Origin of the sequence: Pseudomonas sp. BN417 (genome assembly GCF_029871205.1) — a bacterium.
Lineage (GTDB): Bacteria > Pseudomonadota > Gammaproteobacteria > Pseudomonadales > Pseudomonadaceae > Metapseudomonas.
Genome location: NZ_SSOJ01000155.1, coordinates 34222 through 46917, shown reverse-complemented (window position 1 = coordinate 46917; position 12696 = coordinate 34222). Strand labels below are relative to the sequence as shown.

Here is a 12696-nt window from a genome sequence, read left to right as displayed (position 1 = left end):
GGCAACGACATCTATGAAGTGACGGATGTCGGCGACGCGGTGATGGAACTGGCCAACGCCGGGCTGGACTCCGTGTGGACCGGGCTCGCGTCATACGTCCTGGGCGACAACGTCGACAACCTGAACTTCGGCGGTACGGGCAACTTCATCGGTGCCGGCAACACGCTGGACAACACCCTGGTGGGGGGCGCGGGGAACGATGTGCTGGCGGGCGGTCTTGGCAACGACATCATGAATGGCGGCCTGGGCAACGACATGTTCGTGTTCGGCAGCGGCCATGATGCGGTGCTGGGCTTCGGCGCCAACCCGGATGGCGCTCATGACCAGATCAACGTCGCGGGGCTGGGCATCACCGCGGCGAGCTTCGCCGCCGATGTGGCCATCAGTGGTGTCGCCGGCAGCACCGTGGTGACCATTGGCGCCAATACCCTGACCCTGGTGGGCGTGGCCGATGCCGCGAGCATCACCCTGGCGGACTTCATCCTCGCGGGTTGATTCATCGAGCTGGTCTGACGGGGTGAAGTGCCTGGCACTTCACCCCGTTTTTCATGGCGGGAGAAGTCTGTCCCCATTGCTTGCGCATCTTTGATCCAGGCTTCCACGCCGATCTGTGATGGACGCCGGAACTGTCGGGGTCACAGCCTGGGTTGCTGCATTTTTCTAGCAAGAAAGATGCCTTTGAAATGCCCGGATTCCTCACTTGAATCAACGGTGGTATTCCGCTGATAAATGGGAGTGTCGCGCGAGCCGCTCTGGAACGGGGCTTTCGGTGGTGTGGAATGTGGCGTGCCAGGACTGCCGGGACAGTATTACCGCATGTTTAAGAGTTCCTGGAGTAGGTGTTTTTAACATTTTTTTTTAAATTCAATTGTTTAATGCATTTTTACATTTTGAAACATGTCGCGACGTATTCTTGACAGTGCTTGGGCACAGAACTTTAGTCAGGAATGAGAAATTGTCATTTCTCGGCAGACTGCATCCAGGACGGGACGTTGCAGCCTTTGGCAGCTTGATCTGCTGGGGAGACCGTCATCATGGATATCGAGTGGTCGGGGCATCGCGTGCTGGAATGCCTACCGATTTGCGTCCGCATTTCGGGCCTGTTCCACGGGCCGCCTACCGCGTGTATCTGACCGCCGCCAAGCAGAGCGCGGCGCGTCATTGATCCGAATCATTCCTCTGAGACCTGAGCCCTTATAAGGGCTCGGTGCTTTCGTTCGCGGATTCGATTCGGTCTTTTCTTCGACTTCTTCGTTGCAAACGTGGAATCGCTCCCGCGTGGGCGTGATTCAGCCTGACTTTTTGCTGTCGGAACTGAGGACATATAAATGGCCAACTTCATTCGATCTGACCTCGAGTTCATTCTTCAGCAGATCCTCATCGCTGAAGCCCACGCAGCCGGCAAGAACCTCGCCTCCCTGTTGCCCAACAGCCAGGTGCCCTTCGGTCTGCGTACCGTCGATGGAAGGTTCAATAATCTGATCCTCGGTAAAGACGGGTTCGGTTCGGCCGATCAATTCTTCCCGCTGATGCTCGAGCAGGCGTTCCGCAATGACCTGGATGGTGACACCATCGACCTCAACGGTCCGGCCCCCGGCGGCCTCGTCACCAACACCAACTTCGCCACCACCGGACCGGTAGCCGGCAACGTGGTCGACGCCGATCCACGGATCATCTCCAATCTGATCGCCGACCAGACCAGCAACAACCCCGCAGCGGTTCAGGCGTTCGTCGATGCCGGACAGGGGGCCTTCGCCGATGGCACCCAGATCGATCCGGCAACCGGCCTGCCATTCGCGACCGGAACCCTGCTGGACCAGAACAACATCCCGATTCCCTCCGGGACGCTGCTGACCATCCCGAACACCGCCCCGGACGTGGGGCTCTCGGCACCGTTCAACACCTGGTTCACCTTCTTCGGCCAGTTCTTCGACCATGGCCTGGACCTTATCCAGAAGGCCAACAACGGCACCGTGTTCATTCCGCTGCAGCCGGATGACCCCTTGTTCGTGCCGGGCGGTGCAAGCAACTTCATGGTCCTCACCCGGGCCGACAACCTCGCGGTGGGGCCGGGAGCCGACGGCATCCTGAACACCGCGGACGATGTGCACCGTCACCTGAACACCACGTCGCCCTTCGTCGACCAGAACCAGACCTATACCTCGCACCCATCGCACCAGGTATTCCTGCGCGCCTATGAGCTGAATGCGGCCGGTCAGCCGGTGGTCACCGGCAAACTGATCACCAATCGCAGCCTGGGCGCTGATGGCCTATTCGGCTCCGCGGATGACGTGGAACTCGGCGGCATGTCCACCTGGGCGGTGGTCAAGGCCCAGGCACGCGACCTGCTGGGGATCAACCTGACCGATGCCGACGTGGGCAGTGTCCCGCTGCTGGCCACCGACTTCTATGGCAATTTCATCAAGGGCCCTAATGGTTTCCCGCAAGTGGTGATGGCGGGGTTCGACGGGATTGGCGGTACCTCTGATGACTTCCTTGTCGAGGGCAATCCAGCGGCCCCCATCAGCCTGGTCGGCGCGGTGCGCACCGGGCATGCCTTCCTCGTCGACATCGCCCATAGTGCCAATCCCTTCGATAGCCAGACCGGGGTCCAGAAACTGCCGGATGCCGATGCGGTCGCCGGCGTCGACGATGGCATCGGCGGCACCTATGACGACGAACTGCTGGGTCAGCACTTCATGGCCGGCGATGGCCGGGTCAACGAGAACATCGGCCTGACCGCCGTGCACCACGTGTTCCACTCCGAGCACAACCGCCTGGTGGACCACACCAAGTCGGTGATCCTGGCGTCCAACGACCTGGCCTTCCTCACCCCGTGGTTGATGCCGGGCACCGCGCCGGCCACCTTCCCGGTCACGCCGGCGGAAATCGCCGCGCTGGACTGGAACGGCGAGCGGCTGTTCCAGGCCGCCAAGTTCGGTACCGAGATGCAGTACCAGCACCTGGTGTTCGAGGAGTTCGCGCGTAAGGTTCAGCCGCAAGTGGATGCCTTCCTCGCACCGGATGGATTCGATGCCACCATCGATCCGGCGATAGTCAACGAGTTTGCCAGCGTGGTGTTCCGCTTCGGCCACTCGATGCTGGTCGAGACCATCGAACGCCGCGATGCCAACCTCTTTCCGGACGAGATCGGCCTGATCCAGGCCTTCCTCAACCCCTTGGCGTTCAATCAGGTCGGCGGCGTAACCGTCACAGCGGAGCAGGCCGCCGGTGCCATAGTCCGGGGCGTGACCCGCCAGCAGGGCAATGAGATCGATGAGTTCGTCACCGAAGCGGTGCGCAACAATTTGCTGGGGTTGCCCCTGGACCTGCCCGCTCTCAACATCAGCCGCGGCCGCGACACCGGCGTGCCCTCGCTTAACGCGGCGCGCCGCGAGTTCTACCAGATGACCGGCGACAACCAGCTCAAGCCCTACACCAGTTGGGTCGACTTCATGGGCAACCTCAAGCATGAAGCGTCGCTGGTGAACTTCATCGCGGCCTACGGCACCCACGGGACCATCATCAATGCGACCACCCTCGCCGCCAAGCGTGCCGCTGCGGCTGCCATAGTGTTCGGCGGCGTCGGCGAGCCTGCCGATCGCCTGGACTTCCTGAACAGCACCGGTGACTGGGCCAATGACTTCAATGGCATCACCACCACCGGTGTGGATTTCGTCGACTTCTGGATCGGCGGCCTGGCCGAGAAGCAGATGCCGTTCGGTGGCCTGCTCGGCTCCACCTTCAACTTCGTCTTCGAGACCCAGCTGGAGGCACTGCAGAACGGTGACCGCCTCTACTACCTGGCCCGTCTCGCGGGGCTGAACTTCCTCACCGAAATGGAGAACAACTCCTTTGCCAAGCTGGTGATGCTCAACACTGATGCGCGGCACCTGCCGGCGGATGTCTTCTCGACCCCGGCATTCATACTCGAGGCCAATCCGCTGCTGCAACGCACTGGCCTGAACGACGCCGGGCCGGATGGTGTCCAGGGTACGGCCGACGATGTGCTTGGCCCGGATGGTTTTCCCCTCAATTCCGACCCGCTCGGCGGCAGCGCCCTGATCCCGCTGGTGATCCGCGATAACCCCGCGACACCCGGCGTCGACACCAACTACCTGCGCTACACGGGCGTAGACCACGTGGTGCTCGGTGGCACCGACCTTGACGACACCCTGATCGGCAGCATCGGCGACGACACAATCTGGGGTGACGCCGGCAACGACCGGCTGGAAGGCGGCGATGGCGTCGACAATATCGAGGGCGGTGACGGCAACGATATCATCACCGACCTGGGTGGCGACGACGTCCTCAAGGGCAATGCCGGCGACGACGTCATCCACGGCGGCAACGGCGAAAACCTCATCCTGGGCGGTGACGGCAGCGACTTCATCATCACCGGCGAAGACGTTACCGAGACCTTCGGCGGACAGGGTAACGACTTCATCCTCGGTTCCCAGATGAACCTGCAGACCTTGGGTAACGAAGGCGATGACTGGATCGAGATAGGTACCTCGGACGGCGCCGGCGGCGACAACTTCGACCCGCTGGAAGCCAGCACCGTGCAAGGCCATGACGTCATCATCACCGGTGGCGGCTTCGACGAGGCCGACGGTGAAGGCGGCGACGACATCATGGTCCTGTCCGACGGCGAAGATCACTTCAATGGCGGTGGCGGCTTCGACTGGGCCAGCTATGACAACGATCCGCTCGGCGTGTCGGCCGACCTGCTGGTCAACGACCTCATCGAGCCGCCGGTGGCGCCCTCGAACCAGGGAATACTCGACCGCTTCGCCTTCGTCGAAGGCCTGACCGGCTCGCAATTCGCTGATGTGCTGCGCGGCGATCATGCCGACGCGGTGGAAATCAATGTACCCGGCGCGCTGAACGGCGGACTCAACGCCGCGGGCATCGCCCGCATCACCGGCCTGCAGGACTTCCTCAACCAGATGCTGGGTACCGCAGCGGTGCCCGTGGTGACCTCCTTCGCTTCCGGCAACATCATCCTCGGTGGCGGTGGCAGCGACATCATGGAAGGCCGTGGTGGCGATGACCTGCTCGACGGCGAGCGCTTCCTCAATGTGCGCATTGCGGTGGCCGGCCACGTGCCGCAGCCGGGGCAACCGGTCATCACCACCGTCGACAGCCTGACCGAGCTGATACCCTTCATGCTGTCCGGCGAAATCACGCCCAGCCAGCTCAGTATCGTCCGTGAAATCAATACGGCCGCCGTTGCCTCTTTCGACACGGCGGTGTTCTCCGATGTCCTGGCCAACTACATCGTGACCACCGATGCGGTCACCGGCGTGACCACGGTCCAGCACCAGGTGGTGGATGTCGATGGCAATGTGGTGGCGGGACCCGACGGCACCGACCGCGTGGTCAATATCGAGCGGCTGCAGTTCGCCGACCAGGCCGTGGTGCTGGTGGCCGGACTCAACGCCGAGCCGGTTGGCCAGCTGACGATCGATGACACTACGCCAGCGGTGAATCAGGTGCTGACGGTCTCGGCGGCGGATATCACCGATGCCGACAATCCGGGGACCGGCGCGATCACCGGCCCCATCAGCTTCGTCTGGCAGGTCGAACGGATCGCCAACACGGGCATTTTCGAGGACCTCCGCGCTGAGGGTGCCAACAACCCGGCGACGGTCCACGGCACTACCTTCCGCGTCACGCCCGATCTCGACGGGCTTTCATTGAGGGTCAGGGCGGTCTACCAGGACGCCAACGGGACGCTGGAAAACGTGTTCTCGGCGGCGACCACGCCGGTCACCGGCGTCATAGTCGTAGCCCCGCCGGCGCCGATTCCGGAGGAGAGCCCCACTGTCAGCCCGGGTAACGGCCTGCACATGATCCGCAGCGACCTGCAGTTCATCCTCGATCAGATCCTAATCTCGGAACAGCATGCGGCCGGCGCGGACCTGCTGTCCCTGCTGCCCAACTCGCGGGTGCCCTTCGGCATACGCACGGTAGACGGCTCATTGAACAACCTGGTCGTGGGACAGACCAACTTCGGTGCCGCGGACCAGGACTTCCCGCTGCTGGTGCCCCAGCAGTTCCGTAATGACCTGGACGAGGCTCCGTTCAATGGCATCACCAACACCAACTTCGCCACCACGGGCCCTGTGGATGGCAATGTGGTCGACTCCGATCCGCGGATCATCTCCAACCTGATCGTCGACCAGACCATCACCAACCCGTCGGCGGTGCAGGCTTTCCTCGAAGCGGGGCTGGGCACCCAGGCGGTAGATCCGGTCACGGGTGCGCTGCTGTTCAATGCCGATGGCACGCCGATCATCCTCGACCTCGCCGGGGTGGTCATCCCGCGTGGCCAGACCCTGACCATCCCCAACACCACGCCTGACGAGGGTCTGTCGGCACCGTTCAACGCCTGGTTCACCTTCTTCGGGCAGTTCTTCGACCACGGCCTCGACTTTGTGCAGAAGGGTGAGAACGGTACGGTGTTCGTTCCGCTGCAGCCCGACGATCCGCTGATCACCCATGGTCCGGACGGTATCGCCGGCACCGGCGATGAGGTGACCAACCCGGCCCTGCAGTTCATGATGGTCACCCGTGCCGTCAATACCCAGGTCCTGCCTGGCGTTGACGGTATACTGGGGACCGCTGACGATGTGCATACGCAGAACAACCAGACCACGCCCTTCGTCGACCAGAACCAGACCTACACCTCGCATCCGGCGCACCAGGTCTTCCTGCGTGCCTATGAGCTGGTTGGGGGGGTGCCGGTTTCAACCGGCCGGCTGATCACCAACAGGGACCTGGTGGACGGCATCTTCGGCAACGGCAACGACATCGAGCTTGGTGGGATGGCCACCTGGGGCGTGGTCAAGGCCCAGGCACGCGACCTGCTGGGCATCGAGCTGAGTGACTTCGATGCCCTCAACGTGCCGCTGGTCCGTGTGGATCCGTATGGCAAGTTCGTTCCTGGCCCGAATGGCTTCGCTCAACTGATCGTTGACCTCGGTGCGGACGGCATCGCCCAGACGACGGACGACGTGCTGGTTGAAGGCGATCCGGCCGCGCCGATCAGTCCCACCGCGGTCGGCGCCCTGCGCACCGGCCATATGTTCCTCGCCGACATCGCCCACAGCGCCAACCCCTTCAGTGCCTTCGGCGTCCCGCTGACTGCGGATGCCGATCTCATTGCCGGAGTCGACGATGGCCTGGGCACCACCTACGACGACGAACTCCTGGCCGAGCACTTCATGGCCGGTGACGGCCGGGTCAACGAGAACATCGCCCTTACCGCCGTGCACCACGTGTTCCACGCTGAACACAACCGCCTGGTCGGGCATATCAAGGACGTGGTGATCGCCAGCAATGACGTCGCCTTCGTCAACCAGTGGCTGCGGACGCCGATCACGACCCTGCCCACCACGCAAGGGGAGATCGACGCCCTGCAGTGGAATGGCGAGCGCCTGTTCCAGGCGGCGCGCTTCGGCACCGAGATGCAGTACCAGCACCTGGTGTTCGAAGAGTTCGCCCGCAAGGTGCAGCCGCAGGTGGACGTGTTCCTGACCGAAGGCCAGGGCTACGACGCGACCATCAACCCGGCGATAGTCGCCGAGTTCGCCCACGCGGTGTATCGCTTCGGCCACTCGATGCTGCTCGAGACCGTGGATCGGCTCGACCCCAACTTCGCCTCCAGCGAGATCGGCCTGGTGCAGGCCTTCCTCAACCCGCTGGCGTTCAATGCCAACGGCACCCTCACCGCTGAACAGGCGGCCGGCGCCATCGTGCGCGGCGTGACCCGGCAACAGGGCAACGAGATCGACAACTTCGTGACCGATGCACTGCGCAACAACCTGCTCGGCCTGCCGCTCGATTTGCCGACCGTCAACATGACCCGCGCCCGCGACACCGGCGTACCGTCGCTTAACAGGGCGCGTCTGGACTTCTACACCACCACCGGCGATGCCCAACTCAAGCCCTATTCGAGTTGGGTCGACTTCGCGATGAACCTGCGGCATGAGTCGTCGATCATCAACTTCATCGCCGCCTACGGCACCCACGTGAGCGTGACCAGTGCGACGACGCTGGCCAACAAGCGCCTGGCGGCCATGGAGCTGGTCTTTGGCACGGATCAGAACGGGGATGGGGTGGTGGCGGCCGACCGCCTCGACTTCCTGAACGGCCCCGCCGCAACCACTGGCGTCGACGACATCGACCTCTGGGTCGGTGGCCTGGCCGAGCGGCAGATGCCCTTCGGCGGCCTGCTGGGCTCGACCTTCAACTACGTGTTCGAAAACCAGATGGAGAAGCTGCAGAACGGCGACCGTTTCTACTATCTGGAGCGCACGGCGGGGCTGAACTTCCTCACCGAACTGGAGAACAACTCGTTCGCCAAGCTGATCATGGCCAACACCAATGCCACGCACCTGCCGGGTGACGTGTTCTCGACACCGGCCTTCATCCTCGAGGCCAACTCCCTGGCACAGCACACCGGCCTGAACGAGGCCGGGCTGGATGGCATCCAGGGGACGGCCGACGATGTGGCGGGTGCCGACGGCCTGTTCGGCAATTCCGATCCGCAAGGCGGTAGTGCCCTGCGTCCGCTAGTGATACGCGATGACCCGACGACCCCGGGAGTCGATGCCAACTACCTGCACTACACCGGCGAAGACCATGTGGTCCTGGGCGGTACCGCAGGCAATGACATCCTCATCTCCGGCATTGGCGACGATACGCTGTACGGCGATGCCGGCAATGACAGGCTCGAGGGTGGCGATGGCGTCGACATGATCCAGGGTGGCCCTGGCGACGACATCATCACGGACCTGGGTGGCGACGACAACCTGCAGGGTGGCGACGGCAACGACGTGATCCATGCCGGTAACGGCATCAACCTGATGCTCGGTGGCTTCGGCAAGGACTTCATCATCACCGGCGAGGACGAGTCGGAGAGTTTCGGCGGCCCGGGCGACGACTTCATCCTGGGCGTACGGCCGAACGAAATGGTGTTCGGTAACGAGGGCGACGACTGGCTCGAGCACGGCATGGCCGACGGCAGTGCCGGCGAGAACTTCGACGCCCGCGGCCTGGACGCCATAGTCGGCAATGACGTGTTCATCGGGCAGGGCACCATCGACCGGATGGAAGGTGAGGGCGGCGACGACATCATGGTCGGCAATGGCGGCCCGACCGACCGCTACATCGGCGGTTCCGGTTACGACTGGGCAGCGTTCAAGGATGATCCGGGCGGCGTGAATATCGATATGCGCTTCCGTGCCTTCAACGAAGCCCCGCTCGGCGCCTCCGCGGCGTCGGTACTGGCCCGCTTCGAATCCACCGAAGGCCTGTCGGGGTCGGCATTCGGCGATGTCCTGCGTGGCGATGATTTCGACGCGGCGGCCATTTCCGTCTCCGGCTTCACCGGCAGCATACTGACCAACCTGGATCTGATCGACGGTCTGCGCGCCTTCCTGGGGGCTGCCGCCGCCGGTCCGGACGGTATCCTGGGCAATGCCGACGACAGCTTCGGCGCCGGCAATGTCATCCTCGGTGGCAACGGTAGTGATCTCATCGAGGGCGGTGGCGGCGATGACCAGATCGATGGCGACAAGTGGCTGAACGTCGCCATCAGTGTGCGTGCCAACATCGATGGCACGGGGGCGGAGATTGCCCGCTTCAGCAACCTTACCGAACTCGTACCCTTCATGACGTCGGGGTTCTTCAATCCGGGGCAACTGGTCATCGTGCGCGAGATCCTGCCGGGTGCAGGCTTCAGCTATGACACGGTCGGCTTCACCGGCAATGCCGCCGATTACACGGTCAGCATCGACAACAACGGCACTGCGCTCGACATCAGTGACGACATCGTCACCGTGACCGACGGGGAAGTCGGCCGGGATGGCGTCGACCGATTGACCGGTGTGGAACGGCTGCAGTTCGCCGATCAGGCAATGCTCCTGGCCCCTTCGGGCAATTTCCTTCCGCAAGGGCTGGTGACGGTGAACGATGTGACGCCTGAAGTTGGCACCCTGATGAAGGCGTCCATTCCCGGAGTCACGGATGCGGACAACCCTGGCGGTTTGGTCACCGGCCAGGTGGCCTACTACTGGCAGGTGGACAACGGTGATGGCCTGTTCAGGGACATCATCCAGATCGATGTCGCAGCTGCGGACCAGACGGCGAGTGGCGAAACCTTCAGAGTGACTGCCGATCTCGCCGGCCAGACCCTGCGGGTCAAGGCGATCTACAGGGATGCCCATGGTGTGGTGGAAACCGTGTTCTCGGCACCGACTGCACTGGTGTCGGCCACTCCGGCCCAGGATGCGGCCACGGGCGAACCAGCCATCAGCGACACCAGTCCGACCGAAAGCCTGGCGCTGGCGGCGTCCCAGGGCACCATCGATGATCCGGATGGTCTCACCACCTCGATCTTCAACTTCCAGTGGCAGGCGTCGAGTGACGGGGTCGCCTTCACCAATATCGCTGGTGCTACCAATCGCAGCTTCACCCCGACTACCGCACAAATCGGCCAGCAACTGCGGGTGGTGGCGAGCTTCACCGATGACCTCGGCGGCGCGGAAACGCGGACGTCCGCGACAACGGGGGTGGTGGGGGCGGTGATCCTGGGGACCCTCGGAGCCGATGTCCTCAATGGCACCATAGGTGGTGACCTGATCAATGCCGGCGACGGCAACGATACGCTGTTCGGCGGTCTGGGCGACGACACCCTCAATGGTGAGTCTGGCGACGATATGCTGATCGGCGGGGCCGGGGCCGACTTGATGGCCGGTGGCCTGGGCAACGACACCTATGAGATGACCGATGCGGGTGACGTGACTGGCGAGTTCTTCGGTAGCGGGGTGGATACGGTCTGGACTTCCGTATCGAACACCACCCTGACGGCCAACGTCGAGAATCTGTACTTCGGCGGCCTGGGCAACTTCGTCGGCACCGGCAATGCGCTGGACAATATCATCGTCGGCGCCATGGGCGATGACCTGCTGATTGGTGGCGGGGGCGTGGATACTCTGTTCGGCGGTGCCGGCAACGATACCTACGAGGTGAGGGAGTTCGGCGATGCCGCGGTGGAGCAGGCCGATCAGGGCATTGACACCGTCTTTACCTCGCAGACGTTCTACGCACTGCCCGTCAATGTCGAGAACCTGCACTTCGTCGCCACGGCCGATGTCGTAGGCATCGGCAATACGCTGGCCAACAACATGGTGGGCGGCAGCGGCAACGATCTGCTCATCGGCGATGCGGGCGCGGATACCATGTCCGGTGGCGCCGGCAACGATACCTACGAGGTGGCGGACCTGGGTGATAGCGTCGTGGAGCTGGGCGGGGAAGGGAATGACAGTGTCCGGACTTCGCTGGGGAGCTACGCCCTGACGGACAACGTCGAGAACCTGTTGTTCACTGGCAGCGGTAACTTCTTCGGTGTGGGCAATGCGCTGGCCAACAACATGGTGACGGGGAGTGGCCATGATGTGCTCATCGGCGGGGCGGGCGCAGATACCATGTCCGGCGGCCAAGGCAACGACACCTATGAAGTGATGGATGTCGGCGATGCGGTGGTGGAACTGGCCAACGCCGGGCTGGATACCGTGTGGACCGGGCTCGCGTCCTATTTCCTGGGCGATAACCTCGACAACCTGAACTTCGGCGGTACGGGCAATTTCCTCGGTGCCGGCAACACGCTGGACAACACCCTGGTGGGTGGCGCGGGGAACGATGTGCTGGCGGGCGGTTTTGGCAACGACATCATGAATGGTGTCCTGGGCAACGACATGTTCGTGTTCGGCAGTGGCCATGATGCGGTGCTGGGCTTCGGCGCCAACCCGGATGGCAGCCAGGACCAGATCAACGTCGCGGGGCTGGGCATCACCGCGGCGAGCTTCGCCGCCGATGTGGCCATCAGTGGTGTCGCCGGCAGTACGGTGGTGACCATCGGCGCCAACACCCTGACCCTGGTGGGCGTGGCCGATGCCGCGAGCATCAACCAGGCGGACTTCATCCTGGCGGTCTGAGGTCTCGCCAGGCAACCGACTAATTGCGGGAAGAGAAAGGGGTGAAGCTCCAGGAGCTTCACCCTTTTTTCATGACTGGAGAAATCCTTCTACTCGATTGGGCACGTCTATTCCAGGCTTCCAAGTCGCTGTGCGATCGGCGCCTGTTTTCTGACGATGCCATCGCATCCGTGCAGCTGTCCAAGCAAGAAAGATGCCTCTGAAATGCCCGGATTCCTCACTTGAATCAACGGTGGTATTCCGCTGATAAGTGGGGAGCGTCCAGCGGACCGCTCTAAATCGGGTGTTTCGTTGGTATGGAGAAGAGCATGCCAGGACTGCCGGGAGAGTGATACCGCATGTTGAATGGATTCTAAGGTTATTTCTTTTGTGTATTTCCTTTTAATTCAAGTATTTATTGAATATTTACATTTTGAAATACATTGCGACGTATTCTTGACAGTGCTTGGGCCCGGAACTTTAGTCAGGGTGTGAACGAGCATGACTATTTTTTGGCAGGTCACTGCGTTGATGGACGTATTCGCCGCAGCAGCCACCAGAAAGCCAGGGAGAACGTCGTCATGAGTATTGCTTCAGGCCCGCGCGGGGGGGCGGCTGTCTCCTCGACCTTTGCCTCCTCGGGGGTCCGCTTCCACGGCCCGCCCTGCGATTGAGCAGTAGTGCCGCCACCGTCGCCGACGGGGCGGGCTGG

At 62.7% G+C, this 12696-nt stretch carries 1 protein-coding gene and 1 pseudogene; both read left to right on the top strand.

The genetic code is table 11. The features are described 5' to 3' along the window. Window positions 1-495 (top strand): annotated as a pseudogene (locus E8F11_RS25230) (calcium-binding protein); the annotation flags it as partial. An 833-nt stretch (window positions 496-1328) separates the two neighbouring features. Next, window positions 1329-12005 carry a peroxidase family protein gene (locus E8F11_RS25225; protein ID WP_280291649.1) on the top strand — a complete coding sequence of 3559 codons (10677 nt, stop codon included), beginning with the start codon at window positions 1329-1331 and terminating at the stop codon, window positions 12003-12005. Window positions 12006-12696 lie beyond the last annotated feature (691 nt).